This is a genomic window from Azospirillum sp. Marseille-Q6669, from assembly GCF_965111635.1.
On sequence record NZ_CBCOOP010000002.1, the window covers coordinates 488,832 to 514,933 of the forward strand.

Annotated in this window: 22 protein-coding genes and 1 riboswitch; of the genes, 12 read left to right on the plus strand and 10 right to left on the minus strand. The window is 67.8% G+C overall.

Translation table 11 applies throughout. The annotated features are described in order from the left end of the window. Positions 1 to 103 precede the first annotated feature (103 nt). From frc to sucD, 3 genes are all read left to right on the plus strand, one after another. Positions 104 to 1,381, plus strand: a complete 1,278-nt coding sequence (gene frc, locus ACWPXE_RS13545) for a formyl-CoA transferase (protein WP_454018269.1) — start codon at positions 104 to 106, stop codon at positions 1,379 to 1,381. A 234-nt stretch (positions 1,382 to 1,615) separates the two neighbouring features. After that, entirely contained in the window at positions 1,616 to 2,812 is a 1,197-nt protein-coding gene (gene sucC / locus ACWPXE_RS13550; RefSeq protein ID WP_454018270.1) for an ADP-forming succinate--CoA ligase subunit beta, read from the plus strand. 1 nt (position 2,813) lies between these two features. Beyond that, a complete protein-coding gene (sucD, locus tag ACWPXE_RS13555; protein ID WP_454018271.1) occupies positions 2,814 to 3,689 on the plus strand; it encodes a succinate--CoA ligase subunit alpha in 876 nt (291 codons plus the stop codon). A 276-nt stretch (positions 3,690 to 3,965) separates the two neighbouring features. Here sucD and ACWPXE_RS13560 read toward each other — a convergent pair whose 3' ends face one another. Then, positions 3,966 to 4,853: a LysR family transcriptional regulator gene (locus ACWPXE_RS13560; RefSeq protein WP_454018272.1), complete on the minus strand. Its 888-nt coding sequence runs from the start codon at positions 4,851 to 4,853 to the stop codon at positions 3,966 to 3,968. 104 nt (positions 4,854 to 4,957) lie between these two features. Here ACWPXE_RS13560 and ACWPXE_RS13565 point away from each other — a divergent pair, with 104 nt between their 5' ends. Further along, positions 4,958 to 6,175: an MFS transporter gene (locus tag ACWPXE_RS13565; RefSeq protein ID WP_454018273.1), complete on the plus strand. Its 1,218-nt coding sequence runs from the start codon at positions 4,958 to 4,960 to the stop codon at positions 6,173 to 6,175. Between the two features lie 456 nt (positions 6,176 to 6,631). After that, positions 6,632 to 7,894, plus strand: a complete 1,263-nt coding sequence (gene oxlT / locus ACWPXE_RS13570) for an oxalate/formate MFS antiporter (RefSeq protein WP_454018274.1) — start codon at positions 6,632 to 6,634, stop codon at positions 7,892 to 7,894. 91 nt (positions 7,895 to 7,985) lie between these two features. Here oxlT (ACWPXE_RS13570) and ACWPXE_RS13575 read toward each other — a convergent pair whose 3' ends face one another. Further along, positions 7,986 to 8,174: a hypothetical protein gene (locus tag ACWPXE_RS13575; RefSeq protein ID WP_454018275.1), complete on the minus strand. Its 189-nt coding sequence runs from the start codon at positions 8,172 to 8,174 to the stop codon at positions 7,986 to 7,988. A 204-nt stretch (positions 8,175 to 8,378) separates the two neighbouring features. Beyond that, positions 8,379 to 8,491, plus strand: a riboswitch (TPP riboswitch). 116 nt (positions 8,492 to 8,607) lie between these two features. On the opposite strand from ACWPXE_RS13575, the gene thiC reads away from it, so the two are divergent. Next, the gene (gene thiC / locus ACWPXE_RS13580; RefSeq protein ID WP_454018276.1) at positions 8,608 to 10,449 is read left to right on the plus strand and encodes a phosphomethylpyrimidine synthase ThiC; all 1,842 of its coding nucleotides are present in this window, start codon (positions 8,608 to 8,610) and stop codon (positions 10,447 to 10,449) included. Positions 10,450 to 10,533: 84 nt separating this feature from the next. On the opposite strand, the gene oxlT (ACWPXE_RS13585) is transcribed toward thiC, so the two are convergent. From oxlT (ACWPXE_RS13585) to gcl, 5 genes are all read right to left on the minus strand, one after another. Further along, positions 10,534 to 11,832, minus strand: coding sequence for an oxalate/formate MFS antiporter (oxlT, locus tag ACWPXE_RS13585; RefSeq protein WP_454018277.1), 1,299 nt, complete (start codon positions 11,830 to 11,832; stop codon positions 10,534 to 10,536). Positions 11,833 to 12,086: 254 nt separating this feature from the next. Further along, entirely contained in the window at positions 12,087 to 13,349 is a 1,263-nt protein-coding gene (locus tag ACWPXE_RS13590; protein WP_454018278.1) for a glycerate kinase type-2 family protein, read from the minus strand. Between the two features lie 232 nt (positions 13,350 to 13,581). Next, positions 13,582 to 14,490, minus strand: coding sequence for a 2-hydroxy-3-oxopropionate reductase (glxR, locus tag ACWPXE_RS13595; RefSeq protein ID WP_454018279.1), 909 nt, complete (start codon positions 14,488 to 14,490; stop codon positions 13,582 to 13,584). 79 nt (positions 14,491 to 14,569) lie between these two features. Next, complete coding sequence (gene hyi / locus ACWPXE_RS13600; RefSeq protein ID WP_454018280.1) at positions 14,570 to 15,367, minus strand: hydroxypyruvate isomerase; 798 nt, start codon at positions 15,365 to 15,367, stop codon at positions 14,570 to 14,572. Positions 15,368 to 15,592: 225 nt separating this feature from the next. Next, positions 15,593 to 17,362 (minus strand): glyoxylate carboligase, encoded by a 1,770-nt coding sequence (gcl, locus tag ACWPXE_RS13605; RefSeq protein ID WP_454018281.1) that lies wholly within the window; start codon positions 17,360 to 17,362, stop codon positions 15,593 to 15,595. A 198-nt stretch (positions 17,363 to 17,560) separates the two neighbouring features. Between gcl and ACWPXE_RS13610 the strand changes: the two genes are divergently transcribed. Beyond that, entirely contained in the window at positions 17,561 to 18,181 is a 621-nt protein-coding gene (locus ACWPXE_RS13610; protein ID WP_454018282.1) for a thiamine phosphate synthase, read from the plus strand. 170 nt (positions 18,182 to 18,351) lie between these two features. Further along, complete coding sequence (locus ACWPXE_RS13615) at positions 18,352 to 19,041, plus strand: GntR family transcriptional regulator (protein ID WP_449225961.1); 690 nt, start codon at positions 18,352 to 18,354, stop codon at positions 19,039 to 19,041. Between the two features lie 64 nt (positions 19,042 to 19,105). Here the strand turns inward: ACWPXE_RS13615 and pyk are convergent, their stop codons facing one another. Next, positions 19,106 to 20,581, minus strand: a complete 1,476-nt coding sequence (gene pyk, locus ACWPXE_RS13620) for a pyruvate kinase (protein ID WP_454018283.1) — start codon at positions 20,579 to 20,581, stop codon at positions 19,106 to 19,108. Between the two features lie 192 nt (positions 20,582 to 20,773). On the opposite strand from pyk, the gene ACWPXE_RS13625 reads away from it, so the two are divergent. Both ACWPXE_RS13625 and ACWPXE_RS13630 read left to right on the plus strand, forming a co-directional pair. Beyond that, positions 20,774 to 21,526 (plus strand): NUDIX hydrolase, encoded by a 753-nt coding sequence (locus ACWPXE_RS13625; protein ID WP_454018284.1) that lies wholly within the window; start codon positions 20,774 to 20,776, stop codon positions 21,524 to 21,526. 247 nt (positions 21,527 to 21,773) lie between these two features. Then, positions 21,774 to 23,522 carry a pyruvate, phosphate dikinase gene (locus tag ACWPXE_RS13630; protein WP_454018285.1) on the plus strand — a complete coding sequence of 583 codons (1,749 nt, stop codon included), beginning with the start codon at positions 21,774 to 21,776 and terminating at the stop codon, positions 23,520 to 23,522. An 86-nt stretch (positions 23,523 to 23,608) separates the two neighbouring features. On the opposite strand, the gene ACWPXE_RS13635 is transcribed toward ACWPXE_RS13630, so the two are convergent. Next, on the minus strand, positions 23,609 to 24,058 hold the full coding sequence (locus tag ACWPXE_RS13635; RefSeq protein WP_454018286.1) for a CBS domain-containing protein: 450 nt from the start codon (positions 24,056 to 24,058) through the stop codon (positions 23,609 to 23,611). A 344-nt stretch (positions 24,059 to 24,402) separates the two neighbouring features. Between ACWPXE_RS13635 and ACWPXE_RS13640 the strand changes: the two genes are divergently transcribed. Next, on the plus strand, positions 24,403 to 25,152 hold the full coding sequence (locus ACWPXE_RS13640; protein ID WP_454018287.1) for a sulfite exporter TauE/SafE family protein: 750 nt from the start codon (positions 24,403 to 24,405) through the stop codon (positions 25,150 to 25,152). Between the two features lie 22 nt (positions 25,153 to 25,174). On the opposite strand, the gene ACWPXE_RS13645 is transcribed toward ACWPXE_RS13640, so the two are convergent. Next, positions 25,175 to 25,726, minus strand: coding sequence for a gamma carbonic anhydrase family protein (locus ACWPXE_RS13645; RefSeq protein WP_454018288.1), 552 nt, complete (start codon positions 25,724 to 25,726; stop codon positions 25,175 to 25,177). 137 nt (positions 25,727 to 25,863) lie between these two features. On the opposite strand from ACWPXE_RS13645, the gene ACWPXE_RS13650 reads away from it, so the two are divergent. Then, positions 25,864 to 26,094, plus strand: coding sequence for an FmdB family zinc ribbon protein (locus tag ACWPXE_RS13650; protein ID WP_237903676.1), 231 nt, complete (start codon positions 25,864 to 25,866; stop codon positions 26,092 to 26,094). The last annotated feature ends 8 nt before the right edge of the window (positions 26,095 to 26,102 follow it).

A 26,102-nucleotide genomic window follows, 5' to 3' on the forward strand; every position in this document is an offset into this window, starting at 1 on the left:
GGTAACCAAGGACGCCGGTTCTCCGGTTCCAGGCCGGGCGGCCCTGCCAGCGAGGGGTGGGGCCGCCCTTTTCAGACACAGAGCACCACCGGGAGGAACGACGATGGGAAAAGCTCTTGAAGGCGTGCGGGTTCTGGACTTTACCCACGTTCAGTCGGGTCCGACCTGCACGCAGCTTCTGGCGTGGTTCGGCGCCGACGTCATCAAGGTCGAGCGTCCGGGCGAGGGCGACATCACGCGCGGCCAGCTGCGTGACGTGCCCGAGGCCGACAGCCTCTACTTCACCATGCTGAACCACAACAAGCGGTCCATCACGCTGGACACCAAGAACCCGGACGGCAAGCGCGTCCTGGAGGATCTGGTGCGCATCTGCGACGTGATGGTCGAGAATTTCGCCCCCGGCGTGCTCGACCGCATGGGCCTGACCTGGGAGCGCATCCAGGAGCTGAACCCCCGCATCATCGTCGCCTCGGTCAAGGGTTTCGGCCCCGGACCCTACGAGGACTGCAAGGTCTACGAGAACGTCGCGCAGTGCGCCGGCGGCGCGGCCTCGACGACCGGCTTCGACGACGGCCCGCCGATGGTCACCGGCGCCCAGATCGGCGACAGCGGCACCGGCCTGCATCTGGCGCTTGGCATCGTGACGGCGCTCTACCAGCGCACCCAGACCGGGCGCGGCCAGAAGGTGCTGGCGGCCATGCAGGACGCCGTGCTGAACCTCTGCCGCGTCAAGCTGCGCGACCAGCAGCGGCTGGAGCGCGGCCCGCTGAAAGAGTACCCGCAGTACCCCAACGGCGCGTTCGGCGACACCGTGCCGCGCGCCGGCAACGCCTCGGGCGGCGGCCAGCCGGGCTGGATCCTGAAGTGCAAGGGCTGGGAGACCGACCCCAACGCCTACATCTACTTCATCACCCAGGCACCGGTCTGGGCGAAGATCTGCGACGTCATCGGCAAGCCGGAATGGGTCACCGATCCGGATTACGCGACGCCCGCCGCGCGCCTGCCGCGCCTGAAGGACATCTTCGCGACCGTCGAGGAATGGACCATGACCAAGACGAAGTTCGAGGTCATGGAGATCCTGAACCAGTACGACATCCCCTGCGGCCCCATCCTGTCGATGAAGGAGCTGGCGGAGGATCAGTCGCTGCGCGAGACCGGCACCATCGTCGAGGTCGATCACCCGACGCGCGGCAAGTACCTGACGGTGGGCAACCCAATCAAGCTGTCGGACAGCCCGACCGAGGTGACGCGCTCGCCGCTGCTGGGCGAACACACCGACGAGATCCTGCGCGAGGTTCTCGGCTTCGACGAACGCCGCATCGGCGAGGTTCGCGACAGCGGCGCGCTGGGGCTGGTCGTTCCCCGCATGGCCGCCGAGTAAAGACAGCCGTGGCGAGGGCGTTCCGTCAGGGCGCCCGCTCCATGCAGCACGGATAACAGGCGCACGCAGTCCCGAAGAGCGGGGGCGTTGACGCACACATCCGGTGAGCCGCAGGCTCACACCGTTATTCTTCCACGGATTCAGCACAGGACGCAGGGTGCCGGCGCGGGACGCGTCAGCGCCGATGCCGGCCTGCGCCCCGCACCCTTCCATTTTAAACACCCGAAGACAGCCATGAACATCCATGAGTATCAGGCCAAGGGCCTGCTGAAGACGTACGGCGTCGCGGTGCCCCGCGGCGGCGTCGCGTTCTCTCCCGAGGAGGCCGAGACCGTCGCCCGTGAGCTGGGCGGCCCGGTGTGGGTCGTGAAGTCGCAGATCCACGCGGGCGGCCGCGGCGCCGGCCGCTTCAAGGACAACCCCGAGGGCAAGGGCGGCGTCCGCGTCGTCAAGTCCATCGAGGAGGTCGGCAAGAACGCCGCCGAGATGCTGGGCCACGTTCTGGTCACCAAGCAGACCGGTCCGGACGGCCGCGAGGTCAAGCGCCTCTACGTCGAGGAAGGCGCCGACATCAAGCGCGAGCTGTATCTCGGCATGCTCGTCGACCGCGCCACCGGCCGCGTCACCATCATGGCGTCCACCGAAGGCGGCATGGAGATCGAGGAGGTCGCCCACAACACGCCGGAGAAGATCGTCAAGGTCGCCATCGACCCGGCCACCGGCATCCAGGGCTATCACACCCGCAAGGTCGCCTTCGCGCTGGGCCTCGAAGGCAAGCAGGTCGGTGCGGCGGCGAAGTTCCTGACCGCCATGTACCGCGCCTTCACTGAGCTGGACTGCGCGATCGTCGAGATCAACCCGCTGATCGTTACCGGCACCGGTGAGATCCTGGCGCTCGACGCCAAGATGGCCTTCGACGACAACGCCCTGTTCCGTCACAAGAACGTGGCCGAGCTGCGTGATGTCGCGGAGGAGGATCCGGCCGAGGTCGAGGCGGCCAAGCATGACCTGAACTACGTCAAGCTGGACGGCAACATCGGCTGCATGGTCAACGGCGCCGGTCTGGCGATGGGCACCATGGACATCATCAAGCTGTACGGCGGCGAGCCGGCCAACTTCCTCGATGTCGGCGGCGGCGCCACCAAGGAGCGCGTCACCGCGGCCTTCAAGCTGATCCTTTCCGATCCCAATGTGAGCGGAATCCTGGTCAACATCTTCGGCGGCATCATGCGCTGCGACGTCATCGCCGAAGGCGTCGTCACGGCGGCCCGCGATGTGAAGCTGCATGTGCCTCTGGTCGTCCGTCTGGAAGGCACGAACGTCGAGCTGGGCAAGAAGATCCTTGCTGAGTCCGGTCTGCCGATCCTGTCGGCCGACAACCTCGCCGACGCCGCCGAGAAGGTGGTCAAGGCCGTGAAGGAGGCCGCGTAAGATGGCTGTTCTCGTCGATAAGAACACGAAGGTGATCTGCCAGGGCTTCACCGGAGCCCAGGGCACCTTCCATTCCGAGCAGGCGATCGCCTACGGCACCAAGATGGTCGGCGGCGTCACCCCGGGCAAGGGCGGCACCAAGCACCTCGACCTGCCGGTCTTCGACACGGTGGCCGACGCGGTCGAGAAGACCGGCGCCAACGCCAGCGTCATCTACGTGCCGCCGCCCTTTGCCGCCGACGCCATCCTGGAGGCGATCGACGCCGAGATCCCGCTGGTGGTGTGCATCACCGAGGGCATCCCGGTGCTCGACATGGTGCGCGTCAAGCGCGCCCTGAGCAACTCCAAGACCCGTCTGATCGGGCCGAACTGCCCGGGCATCATCACGCCCGACGAGTGCAAGATCGGCATCATGCCGGGCCACATCCACAAGCGCGGCAAGATCGGCATCGTCTCGCGCTCGGGCACGCTGACCTACGAGGCGGTGGCGCAGACCACCGCGGCGGGTCTGGGCCAGACGACCTGCATCGGCATCGGCGGTGATCCGGTCAACGGGACGAACTTCGTGGACAGCCTGGAGCTGTTCCTGAAGGACCCGGAGACCGAGGGCATCATCATGATCGGCGAGATCGGCGGCGACGCCGAGGTCAAGGGCGCGGAGTTCATCCGCGACTCCGGGACCAAGAAGCCGGTCGTCGGCTTCATCGCCGGGCGCACCGCGCCTCCGGGCCGCCGCATGGGCCATGCCGGCGCGGTGATCTCCGGCGGCAACGACACCGCCGACTTCAAGATCGACTTCATGAAGTCCGTCGGCATCGCCGTCGCCGACAGCCCCGCCAGCCTGGGTTCCACCATGCTGAAGGTCTTCAAGGGCTGATCCGTTTTCTTCGCAGTGGTGTTTCCCCGAAGTGACTGGCCGCGCCGGCAACGGCGCGGTCTTCTTTGTTGTGTATTAGGGCGGGGAAGGGGGCTGTTTCCGCAATGTGGAAAGCTGAAAATGAGGCATTGCGGTGAGTGGTCGGACCAGTCATCTTGGTCTTGCACAGGGTGCTTCACCCTTTGTATCGGGCGGGTTGTTGCTCTGCATTTATGCGAGCCTCTCGAAATCACTGGCCGTGCTGGCAACAGCACGGCCATTTTTTTTCTCACTTGCTTATTGATCCGCTGACAGCGCGAGCGTCAGGAAGCCGGCGATGTAATCCACGCCCTCCTCGCCGCGGCGGACGCCGAGATGAATGCTCTTGCCGATCCCCTCGGTTCCCAAACGCACACTGCGGATGGGCAGGCCGGCACCGTCCTCCCGCACCAGCCAGTCCGGCAGGACGGTAACCCCACGCCGGGCGGCGACGAGCTGGAGCATCAGGTCGGTCGACTCCACGGTCTTGTGGCGACGCGGACGGCAATGGGCGGGGACGAGAAAGCGGGTGTAGACGTCCAACCGTTCCAGGCTGACCGGGACCGTGATCAATTCCTCCGCACAAAGGTCTTCCGGCTGCGCCCCATCCCGCGCGGCGAGCGGGTGCGCGTCATGCACCACGAGGACGAGTTCGTAATCGAAGACCGGTGTGAACAGGACGTCGGCGGTCTCGATGGGGTCGGGCGTGATCAGCAGATCGATCTCGTTGTCGAGCAGCGCAGCCAAGCCGTCGAAGCGGAAGGCGGTGCGGACCTCGAAATCCACGTCCGGCCATTGGGTGAGATAGCGGGCGGTCATCCGCATCAGCCAAGCTTGGCAGGGATGGCATTCCATGCCCACCCGGAACGCCCCGCGGCGGCCCGACGCGAAATCGGCGAGAACCCGTTCGGCGTGCTCGAACTGCGGCAGCAGGCGCTGCGCCAGCGCCAAAAGATGCCGGCCAGCCTGGGTGAAGCGGAGGCTCCGCCCCTTCTTCATCCAGATTTCGACGCCGCAGCGTTCCTCGAATTTGCGCATCGTGTGGCTCAGCGCCGACTGGCTGAGATTCAGGCGTTCGGCGGCGGCGGTGACGCTGCCCGCCCGATCCACCTCCCGCAGGATCGCGAGGATCTGGCGGTCAATCATTCATGACTCCGGCTCATCCAATCATGAGAACATACCACTTCTATTCATGATGGCGGGTCGGTAAGCCTGGGGCAACCGCGACAGAGCCAGTCCCGAGGACCGTCATGAGCCAAGCCGACACCACCCCTTATGCACAGGGCCTTTACGCTTACGGGACGGCGAACGTTCTGCGGCTGGCGGCGGCGCAAGCGCTGGCCGGCGCCAACGCGGTGGTCGTCTACGCGACGGGAGCCATCGTCGGGAACACGCTGGCGCCCAGCTCGGCACTGGCCACGCTGCCGCTCTCCGTCTTCGTCGTGGGCATGGCGGTCTGCACCATTCCCGCCGGGGCCATTGCCCGGCGCCGTGGGCGGCGTGCCGCCTTCCTGGCGGGGACGGGGTGCGGCGTGCTCGTCGGGCTGCTCTCCGCCCTGGCGGTGATTCTGGGGAACTTCTGGCTGTTCTGCGCGGCGATGATCCCCGGCGGCGCCTACGCCGCCGTGGTCCTCTCCTTCCGCTTCGCCGCGACCGATTGCGTCGAGCCGGAGCGGCGGCCGCGGGCCATGTCGGCCGTGATGGCGGGCGGGGTGTTCGCCGGGGTGATCGGACCGCAGCTCGTCACCGTCACCATGGATGTCTGGCCGCCGCACCTGTTCCTAGCGACCTTCCTTGCCCAGGCCGCCGTGGCGGCGGTGTCCGCGCTGGTTCTGGTCGGCGTGCGGCTGCCGATGCCGACTGCGGCGGAAGCCGCCGGGGGACGGCCGCTCGGCGTCATCGCGCGCCAGCCGCGATTCGTCACCGCCGTGCTGTGCGGGGTCGTCTCCTATCTGCTGATGAACTTCATCATGACGGCGGCCCCGCTGGCGATGCGGCTGTGCGGCCTGTCGCAGGAGGTGTCCAACCTCGGCCTGCAATGGCATGTGATCGCCATGTACGCCCCGAGCTTCGTCACCGGACGTCTGGTCGAGCGGTTCGGCGCATCCCGGATCGTGTTCGCCGGCCTGGGCCTGATCGCCGCTTCCGCAGCGGTCGGGCTGGGGGGCATCGATGTGGCGCATTTCTGGGTCAGCCTGATCCTGCTGGGGGTCGGCTGGAACTTCGGCTTCCTCGGGGCCTCCGCGCTCGTTCTGGAGTGCCACCGCCCGGAGGAGAAGACGCAGGTGCAGTCGCTCAACGACTTCATCGTGTTCGGCACGATGGCCCTGGGGTCCTTCGCGTCCGGCGGGCTGCTGGCGGCGTTCGGCTGGGATTCGGTGCTCTGGGTGTCCTTCGTGCCGCTGGCGGCGGCCATCGCGGCGCTTGTGGTCACGGCCTCGTCCCGCGCCGCGTCCGCGACCGTCTGAAGACGACGATCGGCGCCTCGCTCATCCAATCGTGAGAACGCCACGGAGGCCCGCCCGCAGGCTGGGGCTGACCCTTCCGGCCGTCCGGTTTTCGGAAGCCCGGAAAATTTTCGGATGAAAAGCGCAGCACGTCAAAAGTTCGTGTTGCCAACAATCGTGTCTCTGGCATACCATATGCCGTATCTGGAGCGCCACGAACGCAGGGACAGCGTGACCGGCTCTCCAGCACACCAATGAACCATGACTCACATCGGCACGGAACAAGGCCGCCCATGACGCGGCGATGCGGACGCTCGCTCGGACACCGCCTCGCCCGCCCAAGGGGACCCTCATGCCCGGTATCAAAGCGTCGCAATCCCACGGGAGGGAATGATGGTTGGATCGACAGAATCCCAGAGGCCAGCTTTTAACAGTTCCGGCGGCTCGCAGGCGCCCATTTCCGAAGGCGCGCGTTGGATGCAGATCGTCGTCGGCATCGTCTGTATGGTGGCCGCGGCCAACATCCAGTATGCCTGGACGCTGTTCGTGCCGGAAATCCAGGCCACCCATGGCTGGACCCGCGCCTCGATCCAGACCGCCTTCACCGTCTTCGTCGTCGTCCAGACCTGGCTGACCCCCATCGAAGGCTACTTCATCGACCGTTACGGCCCCCGCGCCATCGTCGCCTTCGGCGGCGTGATGACCGGCCTCTCCTGGATCGTCGACAGCTACGCCGGCTCGCTCGGCATGCTCTATGTCGGCTCGGCCATCGGCGGCATCGGCGTCGGCTGCGTCTACGCCACCTGCGTCAACAGCGCCCTCAAGTGGTTCCCGGACAAGCGCGGCCTCGCCGTCGGCCTGACCGCGGGCGGCTACGGTGCCGGCTCGGCCGTGACCATCCTGCCGATCGCCAACATGATCCACTCCTCGGGCTACCAGGCGACCTTCTTCTGGTTCGGCCTGCTGCAGGGCACGATCATCCTCATCGCCGCCTACTTCCTGCGCGCCCCGCAGAAGGATCAGGTCAAGGCCTCGACCAAGGTCCTGCAGTCCCGCCGTGACTACACGCTCAAGGAAGCGCTGCAGACGCCGGTCTTCTGGGTCATGATGCTCATGTTCATCTGCACCGTGTCGGGCGGTCTGATGGCGGTGGCCCAGCTCGGCGTGATCGCCCACGATCTGGGCGTGAAGGAAGCCCCGATCAGCCTGTTCGGCATCACCATGGCGGCTCTGCCCTTCGCGCTGATGCTCGACCGCGTGATGAACGGCATCTCCCGTCCGCTGTTCGGCTTCGTCTCCGACCACATCGGCCGTGAAGCGACGATGTTCATCGCCTTCACCTTCGAAGGACTCGGCATCCTGATGCTCAGCCGCTTCGGTCACGACCCGATCATGTTCCTGATCCTGTCGGGTCTGGTGTTCCTGGCCTGGGGCGAAGTGTACAGCCTGTTCAGCGCCACCTCCGCGGACACCTTCGGCACCAAGCATGCGGCGAAGATCTACGGTGTGCTGTACTGCGCCAAGGGTGTGGCGGCTCTCCTGGTCCCGCTGGGCAACCTGCTGATGGAGGCCACCGGCACCTGGGCGACCGTTCTCTACATCTGCGCCACCATGGACCTCATCGCGGCCTTCTGCGCCATCGCGGTCCTGCGGCCCATGTTGCGCAAGCACCATGCCCGAAACGCCGAACTCGCCGCCCAGCAGGGTCCTGGTGGGCTGGCGGTGCAGCCCGGCCACTGATCGGTCCGCGAAGGCCCCACGGTTTCGCACCACGGGTGACTTTATCTTGGACGATGGCCGCCGCGCGCACCCCGCGCGGCGGCCTTCTTTTTTACTCCAGGAAGAAAGGGCGGTTGTGCCCCTCGCCGGACTGGTTGAAGCGGTCCGACGACCAAAGGCCGTCCGGCTGCTCGTCCTGGGGATCGGAAGTCCACTCGTCCTCCTCCCGCATCAGCAGGGTCAGGCCGTGGCCCATCAGGCCGGCCAGGGCGACGAAGGCGATCAGTTGGGATTCGAGCATGGGACGGGCTCCGGGCACTCGGGAGGGGGCGTTGCTTTTTGTTGTTGTGATGCAGCATAGCGACCCGGCTCAGGCTGCGCAATAGGATTTTGTATACCAGATAATGGATACCAGAATCGCGCCACGTGCATTGATGGGGATGGCTTCGCTGTGAATCGCGCCCGGAATCGCGTTGACGTGGGTGGGGCGGATGGTTCAGCATGGCGACGTTCCAAGGGGAGCCCCATAGCACGGGGCTGAGATGATGCCGTAAGGCGCCGAACCCTTTGAACCTGATCCGGGTCGTACCGGCGTAGGGACAGGAACAAACGGGCCACGGTCACGCGCATCCCCATCGCGCACCCCTTCCTGGGGACCGCTCCGGTCGTCCGTTCTGCCGCTCCGTCACACCCGGGTCTCCAACGATCCTATGTGCGATGGAGATCCACAGCAGATGCCCGACTCTCTTCCCCCCGCTTCCCAAAAGGCCGCGCCGTCCGACCATTTTTCGGTGACGACCGGTCCGCTGCCGTCCTCCAGCAAGGTCCATGTGGCCGGGGAGCGTTTCCCCGACCTGCGCGTGGCGATGCGCGACATCCATGTCGGCGGCGGCGAGCCGCCGGTGCGCGTCTACGACACCTCCGGCCCCTACAGCGATCCGGCCGTACAGACCGACATCCGCCGCGGCCTGGCGGAGCTGCGCCGCTCCTGGATCGAGGCCCGCGGCGACGTCGAGGCCTATGAGGGCCGCGAGGTCCGTCCGGAGGACGACGGGCTGCGCGTCGGGGAGGCGCGCGCCGTGCCCGTCTTCGACCGCGCCGGACGCCGTCCGTTGCGCGGCAAGCCGGGCCGGACGGTCACGCAGATGGCCTACGCCCGCGCCGGCATCGTCACGCCGGAGATGGAATACATCGCCGTTCGCGAGAATCTGGGCCGGCAACGGCTGGCCGAGGCGGCGGCGCGGGACGGCGACGACTTCGGCGCCTCCATCCCCGACCATGTGACGCCGGAGTTCGTCCGCGACGAGGTGGCGCGCGGGCGGGCGATCATCCCATCCAACATCAACCACCCCGAATCGGAGCCGATGATCATCGGCCGCAACTTCCTCACCAAGATCAACGCGAACATCGGCAACTCCGCCGTCGCGTCCTCGGTGGGGGAGGAGGTCGACAAGATGGTCTGGTCGATCCGCTGGGGCGCCGACACCGTCATGGACCTGTCCACCGGCCGCAACATCCACACCACCCGCGAATGGATTCTGCGCAACAGCCCGGTTCCCATCGGCACCGTGCCGATCTATCAGGCGCTGGAGAAGGTCGGCGGCAAGGCCGAGGACCTGACCTGGGAGATCTTCCGCGACACGCTGATCGAGCAGGCGGAGCAGGGGGTGGACTATTTCACCATCCACGCCGGCATCCGTCTGGCGCACATCCCGCTGACCGCGAAGCGCACCACCGGCATCGTGTCGCGCGGCGGCTCGATCATGGCGAAATGGTGCCTGTCGCATCACCGCGAGAGCTTCCTCTACGAGCGGTTCGAGGAGATCTGCGAGATCATGAAGGCGTACGACGTCGCCTTCTCGCTGGGTGACGGTCTGCGCCCCGGCTCCATCGCCGACGCCAACGACGCTGCCCAGTTCGCCGAGCTGGAGACGTTGGGCGAGCTGACCAAGATCGCGTGGAAGCACGACGTGCAGGTGATGATCGAGGGGCCGGGCCATGTGCCCATGCACAAGATCAAGGCCAACGTCGACAAGCAGCTTGCGCTGTGCGGCGAGGCGCCCTTCTACACGCTCGGGCCGCTGACCACCGACATCGCGCCGGGCTACGACCACATCACCAGCGCCATCGGTGCCGCCATGATCGGCTGGTTTGGCACGGCGATGCTCTGCTACGTCACGCCGAAGGAGCATTTGGGGCTGCCGGACCGCGACGACGTGAAGGTGGGTGTGGTCACCTACAAGATCGCCGCCCACGCCGCCGACCTCGCCAAGGGCCATCCCGGCGCCCAGGAACGCGACGACGCCTTGTCGCGCGCCCGTTTTGAGTTCCGCTGGCGCGACCAGTTCCACCTGTCGCTCGACCCGGAGACGGCGGAGCGCTTCCACGACCAGACCCTGCCGGCGGAAGGGGCGAAGGTCGCGCACTTCTGTTCGATGTGCGGACCGAAGTTCTGCTCGATGAAGATCACGCAGGAGGTGCGGGAATACGCCAACTCCGGCATGGCCGAGATGTCGGAGAGCTTCCGCGCCAAGGGCGGGGAGATCTACCTGGAGGAGGGGCAGGCGGCGGACTGACCTCCCAAATCGAAAAGGGGGCGCCCTTGCAGGCGCCCCCTCGCTTCGGCTCCTTCCCCAAGGCGGGGGGAGGGGAAGAGAGCGTCAGGACATGGCCGTTACGCTTCGGCCGCCCGACGCGGTCAGCGACTCCGCCGCCATGCGGTTGCGCATCGGGCGCAGGACGAACAGGGCCAGCACCGCGGCCAGCGCGTTGACGGCGGCGGCCAGCAGGAAGACAGCGTGCCAGCTTCCCGTCGCGTCGGCGATGATGTTGGCGAAGGGGATCAGCAGCGCCGCCGTGCCCTTGGCGGTGTAGAGCAGCCCGGCGTTGCTGGCGGCGAACTTCGACCCGAAGGTGTCGGCGCAGCAGGCCGGGAACAGGCTGTAGATCTCGCCCCAGGCGAAGAAGACCAGACCGGTCAGCAGCACGAAGGCCACCGGGTCGCGGCCGTAGAGGCTGAGCGCGACGATGCCCACCGCCTCGATGGCGAAGGCGATGAACATGGTGTTCTCGCGCCCGATGTGGTCGGACACCCAGCCGAAGAACGGGCGGGTCAGCCCGTTCAGCACCCGGTCGATGGACAGGGCGAAGGTCAGGGCGGGCAGAGTCAGGCCGAGGATGCTGACCGGCGCGTGGGCCAGCCCGAAGTCCTGGGCGATCGGGCCGAGCTGAGCGGTCGCCATCAGCCCGCCACCGGCCACCATCACGAACATGGCGTACATGACCCAGAAGACCGGCGTGCGGACCATCTGACTCGGCGTGTACTGCCGCTGCGCGGGCGGGGCGGCGAAGCCGCCGCGGGCGAGAGGGGCGGAGGGCGGGGCGACCAGCAGCCAGGCGAGCGCGAAGACCACCAGCCCCTGGCCCAGCCCGAAGGCCATGAAGGTCGCCTCGTAGCCCGAGGTCTCGATCATCGTGGCGATGGGCACCACCGTCAGGGCGGAGCCGGCTCCGAAGCCCGCCGCAGTGATGCCGGCGGCCAGACCGCGCCGGTCGGGAAACCATTTCAGTGCGTTGCCGACGCAGGTGCCGTAGACGGCGCCCGCCCCGATGCCGCCGATGGCCGCCGCGACGTAGAGCACGAGCAGCGAATCCGCCACCGCGTTCAGCGCCCAGGAGGCGGCGCAGAGCACCGAGCCGAACAGCACGACGATCCGCGGGCCGAAGCGGTCCACGAACCAGCCCTCGACGGGCACCAGCCATGTTTCGGTGACGATGAAGATGGTGAAGGCCACCTGGATGGCCGCACGGCCCCATCCGTGCTTGTCGTCGATGGGTTCGACGAAGAGGGTCCATCCGTACTGCAGATTGGCGATCATCGACATGCAGATGACGCCGGCAAGCAACTGCATCCAACGCCCGCCGACAGGCAGGGCGCTTTGCGCACCGGTTTGGCGCATATGGTTCCTCCCGGATGGTCCGCGATCTCGTTCTTGTCCTGGCGCGCGCGGGGTGCGTTCGGTGCCCGACCGCTTCGCTTTATCCTTCGAACAGGGCAATCCGGATGCATGCCGTTGGCATGCCAGACGCCATATTCGTGATGCCTTGACGGTGAGTGTGGCGGATAATCCGTGGAGTCATCAACAAATTTTCGTGAGCGGGCGCCGCCCTGGCCATAAGTGATATATTAAATCGGCCGGCGGCGCCCCACCCGTCACAGGACCAGAACAGCGCGGAAGTCGTTGACGTTGGTCAGGGTCGGCCCGGTCACCAGCAGGTCGCCGAGCGCGCTGAAGAAGCTGTAGCCGTCGTTGTCGGCCAGCCGTTCCTTGGCGTTGACACCGGCCTCGGCGGCGCGGGCCAGCGTGTCGGGGGAGAGCAGGGCGCCGGCGTTGTCCTCCGTCCCGTCGATGCCGTCGGTGTCGGCGGCCAGAGCGTGCACGCCCTTCATCCCGTCCAGCGCTACGGTCAGCGCCAGAAGGAACTCGGCGTTGCGCCCGCCGCGCCCCTTGCCGCGCACGGTCACCGTGGTCTCGCCGCCGGACAGCAGGACGCAGGGCCTGGCCGCCGGCTGGTCGTGCTCGACGATCTGGCGGGCGATGCCGGCATGGACGAGCGCCACCTCGCGCGACTCGCCCTCCAGGGCGTTGCCGAGGATGACCGGAGTGACGCCGGCCTTGCGGGCGACCTCCGCCGCGCGCTCCAGCGCCATCTGCGGGGTGGCGACGAGGATCGTGCTGACGCGCTCCAGCCGCGGGTCGCCGGGCTTCGGGCTCTCGTCGCGCCCAGCCAGCAGATGGTCCATGACCGGCTGCGGCGGGGTGATGCCATACTTCTCCAGCACGGCCAGCGCGTCGGCGTAGCTGGTCGGGTCCGGCACGGTGGGGCCGGAGGCGATCACCGACAGGTCGTCGCCCGGCACGTCGGAGATGACCAGCGAGACCACCCGCGCCCTGGTCGCCGCAGCCAGCCGCCCGCCCTTGATCGCGGACAGGTGTTTGCGCACGCAATTCATCTCGGTGATGTTCGCGCCGGAGCGGAGCAGCGCCTTGGACACCGCCTGCTTGTCGGCCATCGAGATGCCCGGTGCCGGCAGAGCGAGCAGGGCGGAGCCGCCGCCGGAGATCAGGCAGAGCATCAGGTCGTCGGGGCCGAGCGAGGCGGCGATGTCGAGGATGCGCTTCGCCGCCTGCTGGCCGGCCTCGTCGGGGACGGGGTGCGACGCTTCGACCACCTCGATCCGCTCGCAGGGCAGGTTGTGGCCGTAGCGGGTGACGACCAGACCGGACAGCGGACCCTTCCAGTGATCCTCAACCGCCTTCGCCATGGAGGCCGCGGCCTTGCCGGCACCGACGACGACCGTGCGGCCCTTCGGCGGCTCCGGAAGATGCGGCGGCACGCACAGCGCCGGCTGCGCCGAGGCGACGGCGGCGCGGAACATGTCGGTCAGAAGCGCGCGGGGATCGGTGGTCGTCATGGTCTGGTTCTGTCCCTTCCCTGAGCCGCGCCGTTCACCGGCGCCGGTCCTCATGTGCTGGGAATGCTAACGGATTTGGCGCGGGGGGCAATGGGGAGGAAAGCCCCTATAACCCTCTCCCCTCTGGGGAGAGGGGAGGGTGAGGGGGATGTGCTTTTGCCGGACGATCCGGCACGTACAACCCCCTCACCCCAACCCTCTCCCCAGAGGGGAGAGGGAGTATCGAGCAACCTCACTCCGCGGGTTCGGTCACGCGGTGGTTCTGGCCGATCTCGTGGTTGGCGAGCAGCTCCAGGGCGCGGACCATGCCGGAGTGGTCCCAGGCCTTGCCGCCCTGGGCGGCGCAGGCGTTGAACAGCTCCTGGCAGGTCGCCGTGTTGGGCAGCGACACACCGAGCGCGCGGGCGCCGGACAAGGCCAGGTTCAGGTCCTTCTGGTGCAGCTCGATGCGGAAGCCCGGATCGAAGGTGCGCTTCACCATACGCTCGCCATGCACCTCCAGGATGCGCGAGGAGGCGAAGCCGCCCATCAGGGCCTGACGGACCTTCGCCGGGTCGGCGCCGGCCTTGGACGCGAACAGCAGTGCCTCGCCCACCGCCTCGATGGTCAGTGCGACGACGATCTGGTTGGCGACCTTCGTCGTCTGGCCGTCGCCGTTGCCGCCGACCAGCGTGATGTTCTTGCCCATTTTCTCGAACAGCGGCTTCACCGTCTCGAAGGCCTTGTCCGGGCCGCCGACCATGATGGTCAGCGAGGCGGCCTTGGCGCCGACCTCACCGCCGGACACCGGGGCGTCGAGGTAGTCGCAGCCCAGCTCGTTGATGCGCTGGGCGAAGGCCTTCGTCTCGATCGGGGAGATCGAGGACATGTCCACGACGATCTTGCCGGCGGACAGCCCCTCGGCGACGCCGTTCGGGCCGAACAGGGCTGCCTGCACATGGGGGGTGTCGGGGACCATCGTGAAGATGATGTCGGCCTTCTGCGCCACCTCGCGGCTGGAGCCGCAGGCCGTGGCGCCCTTGGCCAGCAGGTCTTCCGGGGCCGGGTTGATGTCGTAGACGAACAGGGTGTGGCCGGCGTCGGCCAGATGAGCGGCCATGGGACGGCCCATGATGCCGAGACCGATGAATCCAACGTTCATGGCTGTGTCCTCAAATCTTCTGTGTTCGGGCGGTCGAAACGGGGTGGGCGATCAGGTGGCGGTCATTAGGCGGCGGCCCTCAGGCGGCTACGGTCTCGCCGGGGGTGGCGGCGCGCATCCAGCCCAGCCCTTCGCTGGTCCCCTTGGCCGGCTTGTACTCGCAGCCGACCCAGCCGTCGTAGCCGATCCGGTCGAGCGCCGCGAAGACGAAGGGGTAGTTGATCTCGCCGGTGCCCGGCTCGTTGCGGCCCGGATTGTCGGCGATCTGGACATGCGCGATCTTCGGCAGCAGGCGCTGGATGGTCGGGACGAGATCGCCCTCCATGATCTGCATGTGATAGACGTCGTATTGGATGAAGAGGTTGTCGTAGCCGACGGCCTCCAGAATCCGTTCCGCCTGCGCGGTGTTGGTCAAATAGAAGCCCGGAATGTCGCGGGTGTTGATCGGCTCGATCAGGAAGCGGATGCCGGCCTGCTTCAGCGCCTTGGCGGCGAAGGACAGGTTGTCGACGAAGGTGCGCTCCAGCGCGTCCGCCGCTACGCCCGCCGGGGCCTTGCCGGCGAGGCAGTTGATCTGCTTGCAGCCCAGCGCCGTGGCGTATTCGATGGCGCGGCCCACCCCGTCCTGGAACTCGCCCACGCGGTCCGGCAGGACGGCGATGCCGCGCTCGCCCGCGTCCCAATCGCCCGCCGGCAGGTTGTGCAGGACCTGGGTCAGCCGGTTGGCGGCCAGCCGCTCGACCAGCGCGTCCTTCTCGAAGGCATAGGGGAACAGATACTCGACGCCGGTGAATCCGTCCTTCGCCGCCGCGGTGAAGCGGTCGAGGAAGGGCAGCTCGTTGTAGAGCATCGTCAGGTTGGCGGCGAACTTGGGCATGTCTCTCTCCCGGATGTTCGTTTCGGGCCGGATGTTCGTTTCGGGCCGGATGTTCGTTACGGACTTGGCCGGTTGGCGGTCAGGATCGAAGGGTGACGGTGGGGCGTCAATGCAGGGATGACGCTTTTTCACCCTGCGGAACTGTGGATCTGGCGGAGCCGCTTGCCCCCACCCTGACCCTCCCCCGCTTCGCAGGGGAGGGGATTTGGGCGCGCGGCGTGTCGATCAGACCCGCACCAGCTCCGGCTCGTCCGCGGGTACGTCCAGCACGTCCTCGAACTCGGTGATGTTGTTGATCTCCGTGCCCATGGCGATGTTGGTGACGCGCTCCAGGATGACCTCGACGACCACCGGGACCTGGAACTCGTCCATCCACTGCTGCGCCTGGGCGAAGGCGGATTGCAGGTTGTCCGGGTCGGTGACCCGGATGGCCTTGCAGCCGAGGCCCTCGGCAACCGCGACATGGTCAACGCCGTAGACTCCGATTTCCGGGGCGTTGATGTTCTCGAAGGAGAGCTGGACCTGGAAGTCCATCTGGAAGGCGCGCTGCGCCTGCCGGATCAGCCCGAGGTAGCTGTTGTTCACCAGAACATGGATGTAGGGCAGCTTGAACTGGGCGCCCACCGCCAGCTCCTCGATCAGGAACTGGAAGTCGTAGTCGCCGGACAGAGCGACGATCTTGCGCTTCGGATCGGCCACCCGCACACCGAGCGCCGCCGGCAGGGTCCAGCCGAGCGGGCCGGCCTGACCGCAATTGATCCAATGGCGCGGCTTGTAGACGTGCAGGAACTGCGCGCCGGCGATCTGCGACAGGCCGATGGTCGAGACGTAGCAGACGTCCTCGCCGAAGGCGCTGTTCATCTCCTGATAGACGCGCTGCGGCTTGATCGGCACGTTGGCGAAGTCGGACTTGCGCAGCATGGAGCGCTTGCGGACTTGGCAGGTCTTCACCCACTCCGACCAGTCGCGCAGCTTGCCGGCGGCCTTCCACTCCTTCGCCACCTCGATGAAGAGGTCGAGAGCGGCACCGGCGTCGGACACGATGCCCAGGTCCGGCGCGAAGACGCGGCCGATCTGGGTCGGCTCGATGTCCACATGCACGAACTTGCGGCCCTTGGTGTAGACGTCGACCGAACCGGTGTGGCGGTTGGCCCAGCGGTTGCCGATGCCCAAAACGACGTCGGACGCCAGCATGGCGGCGTTGCCGTAGCGGTGGGCGGTCTGCAGACCGACCATGCCGGCCATCAGCGGGTGATCGTCCGGAATGGCGCCCCAGGCCATCAGGGTCGGGATGACCGGCAGGCCGGCGATCTCGGCGAACTCGACCAGACGGTCGCTGGCGTCGGCGTTGATGATGCCGCCGCCGGCCACCAGCAGCGGACGCTCCGCCGCGTTCAGCATGGCCAGCGCCTTCTCGACCTGGGCGCGGGTCGCCGCCGGCTTGTAGGTGGGCAGCGGCTCGTAGGCGTCGGGATCGAACTCGATCTCGGCCATCTGCACGTCGATCGGCAGGTCGAGCAGCACCGGGCCGGGGCGGCCGGAGCGCATCAGGTGGAAGGCCTGCTGGAAGGCGTAGGGGACCTGGCCCGGCTCCAGCACGGTGACCGCCCACTTTGCGACCGGCTTGGCGATGGACGGGATGTCCACGGCCTGGAAATCCTCCTTGTGCAGGCGGGCGCGCGGCGCCTGGCCGGTGATGCACAGGATCGGAATGGAGTCGGCGGAGGCCGAATAGAGGCCCGTGATCATGTCGGTGCCGGCGGGGCCGGAGGTTCCGATGCAGACGCCGATGTTGCCGGCCTTGGCGCGCGTGTAGCCTTCGGCCATGTGCGACGCGCCTTCGACATGGCGCGCGAGAACGTGGCCGATGCGGCCGTTGCGTTGCAGCGCCGCGTAGAACGGATTGATGGCCGCTCCGGGGACGCCAAAGCAAACGGACACGCCTTCTTTTTCCAGGACATGCACCGCCGCTTCAATCGCCATCATCCTAGCCATGGCTTGGTCTCCTCCCTCGCGTAACGGGTCGCTGTTGCGTTGGATTGAGCTTTCATCAGCGGGGCGGCTATTGGCAAAGTGTTGGCGAATCCTTTCCGCGTGATGGAAATCGCGCCGAACGGGGCAGTCCTTCACGGCGCAGTGGACAATTATGCTGCACTTGCACAGTCCCGATGGCGCTGTCATCGTGGTTGGATGATGGCGATCCCGAGTCCCCGCCTCCTGGCGATCACGGACCGGCGGCAGGCGGCGCAGCCCCTGCCGGATCTGGCGGCGCGGCTGTTCGCTGGGGGCTTGCGCTGGCTGTCGCTGCGCGAGAAGGATCTCGACGAATCCCGGCAGATCGCCCTGGCGCACGCGCTGGTGGAGCGGGCGCGGCCCTGGGGGGCGGTGGTCACGCTGCATGGCGACCCGGATCTGGCGCTGGCCGCGGGGACGGACGGGGTGCATCTGCCGGAGGGGGGCGACGTGGCGGCGGCGCGACGGCGGCTCGGCCCCGGCGCCCTGGTCGGGCTTTCCACCCACGACGCGGAGGGGATTCGGCGGGCCGCGGCGGGCGGGGCGGACTACGTCACGTTGTCGCCCATCTTTCCGTCGCCGAGCAAGCCGGGGTACGGCCCGCCGCTTGGGACGGAGGGGCTGAGACGCTTGGCCGCGGAGAGTCCCCTGCCGATCATCGCGCTCGGCGGCGTGGAGTTGGGCAATATCGGAGACTGTCTGGTCGCGGGAGCCGCCGGAGTGGCGGTCATGGGTGCGGTGATGCGGACACCGGACCGCCTGTCCGGTCTGCTCAAGGCCTTGAAAGGCGGACAACCGTAAGGATGGGAGCCGGGCGAAGCCGTCCTTTCCTTATCGTGGTCCTGGACTTTTCAGTCCGAAATGTGCATCTGGTATCTCATATACGAAAACGATGCGATGCCTTTCGCACGACCGGGCCGGCGCACAGTGGGGTGTTTCCGGACGGCCAGCATTGAGGAACGGTGCCGACCATGAACCCTCCGCCGATCAACGTCCAGCCGCTCGACACCGGATCGACCTTCCGTGCTCAAGCGTATCATGCGTTGAAGCAAGCCATCTCGCAAATGGACATCTACGACCATAACGAGGAGATCCGGCTTGAGGAGCGGCAGCTCAGCGAGTTGCTGGGCGTCAGCCGGACGCCGATCCGCGAGGCGCTGACCCTGTTGGAGCAGGAGGGGTTCATCCGGCTCCAGCCGCGCCGGGGCATCTTCGTCATCCGCAAGACCAAGGCCGAGATCGTCGAGATGATCCAGGTTTGGGCGGCGCTGGAGAGCATGGCCGGGCGGATGGTTGCGACGCAGGCCACCGACGAGGACATCCGCACCCTGTGGGATCTGTTCCGCAACTTCGAGATGCGGAACCCCAAGGAGCATGTCAACGAATACTCCGACGCCAACATCGCCTTCCACAAGAGCATCATCCGGCTCAGCGGGTCCAAGCTGATTCAGGAGATGACCGACAACCTGTTCATCCACATCCGCGCGATCCGCAAGCTGACCATCGGCCAGGACAACCGGGCGGAGCGGTCGATCAACGACCACAAGGAAATCATCAAGGCCCTGGAACGCCGCGACGTCGATCAGGCCGAACACCTGATCCGCGACCACACGCTGGGTCTGGCGGCGCACGTCGAGAAGCATTGCGATTTCCTGGAGTGAGGGGCGACTTCCTGGAGTGAAGGTGCCCCGCCCCCGGTGAGGAGGGAAGGGCACCGATACGGGATCAGGCCGGCACGTGGGTCTTGACCGCGGCGGCAGTTTCGGCCGCGCTGTTCAGACCGTTCGCGGTGATCGTGACCACGCGCAGGCTGTTGGTGGTGCCGGGCGTTCCGAAGGGGACGCCAGCCGTCACGATCAGCGACTGGCCGGGCGTGCCGATGCCTTCCTGGGCGGCGACGAGGCTCGCCCGCTCGACCATCTCCGCGAAATTCGCCACGTCGGCGGTCCAGACCGGATGCACGCCCCAGGCCAGCGACAGCAGCCGGGCGGTCCCGCGTTCGGCGCTGAGGCCGAGGATCGGCACGGTCGGCCGCTCGCGCGAGGCGCGCCGCGCGGTGGAGCCGGTGCTGGTGAAGGTGGCGATGCCGGCGGCCGAGATGGTCTCGGCGATCTGGCGCGCCGCGGCGGACAGGGCGTCCGGGGTGGTCGCCTCCGGGCTCGGATGCTCGGAGTCCATGATGCGGCGGTAGAGGGGGTCGCGCTCGACCCGGCGGATGATGCGGTCCATCATCGCCACGGCCTCCACCGGATGCTTGCCCGACGCGGATTCCGCCGACAGCATCACGGCGTCCGACCCGTCATAGACGGCGGTCGCCACGTCCGACGCCTCGGCGCGCGTCGGCGTCGGCTCGGTGATCATGGATTCCAGCATCTGCGTGGCAACAATCACCGGTTTGCCGGCGGCGCGGCTCAGGCGGATCATCCGCTTCTGCAGGCCGGGCACGTCCTCCGGGGGCAGTTCCACGCCGAGGTCGCCGCGGGCCACCATCACCGCGTCCGACAGGGCGATGATCTCCTCCAGCCGGGGCAGGGCGGCGGGCTTCTCCACCTTGGTCATGATGTGGGCGCGGTCGCCGATCAGGGCGCGCGCTTCCAGGATGTCCTCGGGCCGCTGCACGAAGCTGAGGCCGATCCAGTCCACGCCCAGCGTCAGGCCGAACTGCAGGTCGCTGCGGTCCTTCTCCGACAGGGCGCTGAGGGCCAGCGTGGTGCCGGGGACGTTCATGCCCTTGCGGTCGGACAGCGTGCCGCCGACCATGACCTCGGTCTCGGCGTGGTCGGGGCCGCAGCTCAGCACGCGCAGGCGCATGCGCCCGTCGTTCAGCAGAAGCTCGTGGCCCGGCTCCAGGCTGGCGAAGATCTCCGGATGCGGGACGCAGACGCGGCTGCGGTCGCCGGGGGTCGGGTCCAGGTCGAGGCGGAAGCGGTCGCCGCCGGCCAGGATCACCGCCACCTCCTTGAAGGTGCCGACGCGCAGCTTCGGGCCCTGAAGATCGAGAAGCACGCCGATGGGGCGCCCGACCGTCTCCTCGACCGCGCGGATCTGGCGGTAGCGCTCGGCGTGGTCGCGCTGCGTGCCGTGGCTGGCGTTCAGGCGGAAGACATCCACGCCGGCCTCGGCGAGGACGAAAATCTGGCTGTAGGTCGAGCTGGCCGGCCCCAGAGTGGCGACGATCTTGGTGCTGCGGTTGCGCTGCATGGCGCGGGCCTCCTGAGAGGGCGATGACTTGACAATGACTGGGTGGTGCTTGGAGTGATGCTGCGGCCGGGGCGGGGCGGGGGTCAAACCGGCGCTATGGCTTTTCCACATAGCGGGAAGTCACACGGTTGGTTTGACCGGGAGTGAGCCGTCGGCGGACACTGAACGCCCGCGATCAGCCAGGACGATGCCATGAACACGCCTGTCGAGCCGCTTTCCGCCGCCAGCCTGATCCTTCTGCGCGACAGCGTGGATGGGCTGGAGGTCTTCATGATCCAGCGCCACCGCGACCTTCGCTTCGCGCCCGGCGCCACGGTGTTTCCCGGCGGGCGGCTGGACGCGGAGGACAGCGAGCTTCCCTGGCGGGAGCTGTCGCTGCCGCTGACCGACGACATGCCGCAGCGGATGGCCGCGATCCGCGAGGCGTTCGAGGAGTGCGGGCTGCTGATGACCGGCGGCCCGGTGGACGCTGCTCTTCTTGACGGGCTGCGCAGCGCGTCGGGAGGGACCTTCCTGGGCCGGCTGCTGGCGGCAGGGCTGGAACCGGACGTGGCGGCGCTGGTGCCCTTTGCCCGCTGGGTCACGCCGGAGAGCGTGTGGCGGCGCTACGACACGCTCTTCTTCCTCGCCAAGGCGCCGCCGCGCCAGACCGCCGTGGTCGACGGGGTGGAGGCGGTCGCCGGATTCTGGGGCACCCCGCGGGCCATCCTGGCCGAGGCGGAGGCGGAACGGCTGTCGTTGGTCTTCGCCACCCGCATGACCCTGCTGCGTCTGGCCGGCTGCCGCACGGTCCGCCACGCGATGGAGGAGGCCGCGCGCTTCCATCCCCTGACCCCCATCCTGCCCCGTCCCGCCGACACCCCCGAGGGGCCAGCGTTGTGCATCCCGGAAGGTCTCGGTTACCCCCTGACCCGAGTTCCGCTGGAGCAGGCGCGGCTGGGCTGAGCGCCCAGGCCGTCCGGGGTTCGCGTCGCGCATTTCTGGTGAACAATTCGCCTAAAATTCCGCTATGCGGAATTTCCCGTGCCTTTTTTCGCCGCCGAAGCGTTATCGTCGCAAATGCGACTATTTGTGCATTGCACTCAGTTCGTAAAATGGCATTATGAGGAAATAAGATATCTGTTTGACCGGAAAAATTTTCTGTTCATGTCCATAGGGTGCCTGAACACCACGCCGACGCGAGGATAGGTCCATGCTCCACCAGTCCATCATCCAAGGCTCCACCGATACCAGCGGCGCCATCGCCGTCGGTGCCGCCGTGGTTGCCGGGCACCCGGCGCTGCCGGCGGCCAATGGACAGGCGGCCAATGGACAGGCGATCACTGGGCAGCGGTGGGTCTACGCCTTCGGCTGCGGCGGTGCGGAAGGGCACGGCGGCATGCTGGCGGAGCTGGGCGGCAAGGGCGCCGGGCTGGCCGAGATGGCGCGGCTGGGCGTGCCGGTGCCGCCGGGCTTCACCATCGTGGCGGAGGCCAGCCGCCGGCACCGCGCCGGGCAGGGCGGCTTTCCCGCCGGGCTGACGGCTCAGGTCGAGGAGGCGCTGTCCCGGCTGGAAAGCGTCGCGGGCGCGCGCTTCGGCGGGTCGGAGAACCCGCTGCTGGTGTCCGTCCGTTCGGGCGCGCGGGCCTCGATGCCCGGCATGATGGACACCATCCTGAATCTCGGCCTGACCGACGCGACGGTGAAGGGGCTGGCGGCGTGCAGCGGCGACGCCCGCTTCGCCTACGACTGCTACCGTCGGCTGATCCAGACCTACGGCACAGTGGTGCAGGGGGTGGGCGCCCACGCCTTTGACGCGGCGCTGGAGGCCTACAAGGAGGGGCGCGGGCTGACCCGCGACGCCGACCTGGGCGCCGCCGACTGGCGCGCCGTGGCCGCCGCCTACCGCGAGCTGATCGAGCGCGAGGCGGGGGAGCCCTTCCCGCAGGACGCGCGGACCCAGCTCTACGCCGCCATCGGGGCCATCTTCCGCTCCTGGAGCAACGCCCGCGCCGTGGCCTTCCGGGCGGTGCACGGCATTCCCGACGATTGGGGCACCGCGGCGACCGTGCAGGCGATGGTGTTCGGCAACCGCGGCATCGCCTCCGGCACCGGCGTCGCCCACAGCCGCGATCCCTCCACCGGTGAGGCCGCACTGTGCGGCGAGTTCCTGCCCGACGCCCAGGGCGAGGACATTGTGTCCGGCCTGCGCACGCCGGGGCCGTTGGCCGGGACGGACGCCTCGCTGGAAGCCGTCGCCCCCGAGGCCTTCGCCGAGCTGGGCCGCATCGCCGACCGACTGGAACGCCATTTCGGAGACATGCAGGAGATCGAGTTCACCGTCCAGCAGGGCCGCCTGTTCATCCTCCAGTCGCGCTCCGGCAAGCGGACGCCGGAAGCGGGAGTGCGCATCGCCACAGAGATGGCGCAGGCCGGCATCATCTCGCGGGCCGAGGCGGTGCGGCGCGCCGACCTGCCGGCGCTTGCGGACAGCCTGCGGCCCATCGCCGATCCGGACGCCCCCCGCGAGGTGATCGCCCGCGGTCTGCCGGCCTCTTCCGGCGCTGCCACGGGTGCGGCGGTCTTCACGTCGGACGAGGCCGTCCGGCTGGCGGCGGAGGGCGTGGCGGTGGTGCTGTGCCGTCCGGAAACCTCTCCCCACGATGTGCACGGCATGCAGGTGGCTTGCGCGGTGGTGACCGCCCGCGGCGGAGCGACCAGCCACGCCGCCACCGTCGCCCGCGCCATGGGGCTGCCCTGCGTCACCGGAGCGCGCATGCTGCGCGTCGATCCGGCGGCCGGCGTGATGACGGTGGGCGACCTGACCATCCGGGCGGGTGAGATCATCACTGTGGACGGCGGGGCGGGCCATGTGATCCTGGGCAGCGTGCCGATGATCCGCCCCGAGCCGCCGGAGGCCGTGGCGCTGCTGCTGCGCTGGGCCGAGGGCATCGGCGAGTGATGGCTTGAAGCCATGAAAAAGGCCCGTCGTCCGAGGGAACGACGGGCCTTTTGGCTGGGGCCTTTTTGCTTCCGCCGGGTTCGCGGTCAGTGGGCGTAGACCGGGGATTCCTGAGTCGGGGGTTGGGTGTGGGCGACCATCTCGGTGAGCTGGAGCTTGGTGAAGTCGCGGGCGCTGACGACGCCGACCAGCGTGGAGCCGTCGAGCACCGGGAGATGGCGGATGTGGTGGCGGTCCATCAGTTCCAGTGCGTGGACGAGGCTGTCGTCGGGCGAGCAGGTCTGCGGCGCGCGCGACATCAGCATGAAGACCGGCGTCTTCAGGACCGATGCGCCGCGCTCCAGCAGGGCGTAGACGACGTCACGTTCCGACAGCATGCCGGCCACGGCGTTGCCCTCGGTCCGGCAGACGTCCTTGACCACCAGAGCGCTGATGTTCTCCGACCGCATCAGCCGGATCGCCTCCTCGATGGTTTCGCCGGAACGGACGGTGACGACGCGGGATTCCTTGGTCCGAAGAATGTCGGCGACTTTCATGGCGAGCCCTCCACCAGACAGCGGGTTGCGTAAGCGCGCCCTGCACGGAGACCCCCGCGGGGGACCGGAGCTTGACCGGTGGAACCGCGTCGGGCCGGTCGAAGGCCGTCGGCGGCACCTGGGCATCGGGCAGTGGCAGGCGATGGATATTTGGTATACCAGATGCCACGGCGCGTCAATGGCTAATATAGCAAACAATCAGTGGAATCGCATTTTGTGTGACGATGTCGCCGAACCGCGCGGCCACACCCTTGGCGCTTGCCCGCCTCCTATGGCGTTTGTCAGGGTGCCCACAACGATAGCTGGCATGCCAAATACTTAGAAAAGCTGACGGTGGGGGTGCGATGCTTGCCATGGTGCTGCTGATGGTCGCGGCGTTCGCGTCGGGCGTTCTCAACGCGGTTGCCGGGGGCGGGGCCTTCATCACTTTCCCGGCGCTGCTGTTCGCCGGGGTGCCGCCGGTCAGCGCCAACGTGTCGAGCACCGTCGCCCTGTTCCCCGGCCAGATGGCCAGCGCCTGGGCCTACCGCAACGAGATCCGCGGCGTGACGGAGGTCAGCGTCACCGCCTTCTCCGTGGTCAGCCTCGTCGGCGGCGTGGTCGGGGCCGTCCTGCTGCTGACCACGCCGGACCGCGCCTTCGCCGGGCTGGTGCCGTGGCTGCTGCTGTTCGCGACGGCGGTCTTTGCGGTCGGCAGCTTCATGCCGGCCCTGGCCGCCCGGCTGCGGCTGGGGGGCCGTTCCGTGCTGGTCGTCCAGTTCGTCATCGCCGTCTATGGCGGCTATTTCGGCGGCGGGATCGGCTTCCTGATGCTGGCGGCGCTGACCCTGTTCGGCCTGCGCGACATCCACGCCATGAACGGGCTGCGCATCCTGCTGGCCGCGCTGATGAACGGCGCGGCGGTCGCGGCCTTCTGCCTGTCCGACGCGGTGTCCTGGCCGGAAACCGCCATCATGGCGGTGTCGGCTATCGCCGGCGGCTACGTCGGTGCCCATGCGGCGAAGCGGGTCAGCCGCGACGTGATGAAGTGGGTGGTGGTGTCGATCGGCGTGGGGCTGACCCTGTACTTCTTCATCAAGGGCGCCGGAGCCTGAGGGCGCCCCACACCGGGTCTTGTCAGGGCTGGCCGGGAACGGCGATGGGACGCAGCCCCTTGGCGTAGCTCTTCCACCGCTCCTGGTAGACGGCGGCGGGGGCGCGCATCCGCTCCACATCCTCGTCCGACAGCGTGCGCACCACCTTGCCCGGCGCGCCGAGCACCAGCGAGCGGTCGGGGATTTCCTTGCCCTCCGCGATGAAGGCATGGGCGCCGATCAGGCAGTCACGGCCGATGCGGGCTCCGTTCAGGACGGTGGCGCCGATGCCGATCAGGCTGCCGTCGCCGACGGTGCAGCCGTGCACCATCGCCAGATGGCCGATGGTCACGTTCTTGCCGATGAGCAGCGGGAAGCCGGGATCTACGTGGAGGACGGCGTTGTCCTGGACGTTGCTGCCGACGCCGATGTGGATGCGCTCCTCCTCGGCGCGCATGACCGCGCCCCACCAGACGGACACGTCCTCCTCCAGCAGGATGTCGCCGACGACGGTGGCGCTGGGGGCCACCCAGCAGTTGGGCGACAGGTGCGGGACCTTGTCGTTGAAGGCGTAGATCACCCGTTCCTCCTTCATTCTTCGTGTGGGCCTTCGTATCGGCATCCTACCGCGGAACGGATCGGCGGCGTGAGAATGCTGCACTGCGCTATACCCATAAGAAAATTGCGTGATATGATGGGTGTGCCTGGTTCCCGACCTGTGTGAGGACTCCCATGCCGCTCTACTCCTACCGCTGCACCGCCTGCGACCACGACTTCGAAGCGCTGGTGCGCTCATCGGACACGCCGGTCTGCTCCTCCTGCGGATCGGCGGCGCTGGAGCGGAAGGTGGCGCGCATCGCGCCGGACACCAAGGCCGACAAGTTCCTCAAGACCGCCCGCGGTGCCGCCGCTGCGGAGGGCCATTTCAGCAACTACAGCAAGGCGGAACGCTCGCGCATTTAGCGCGGCGC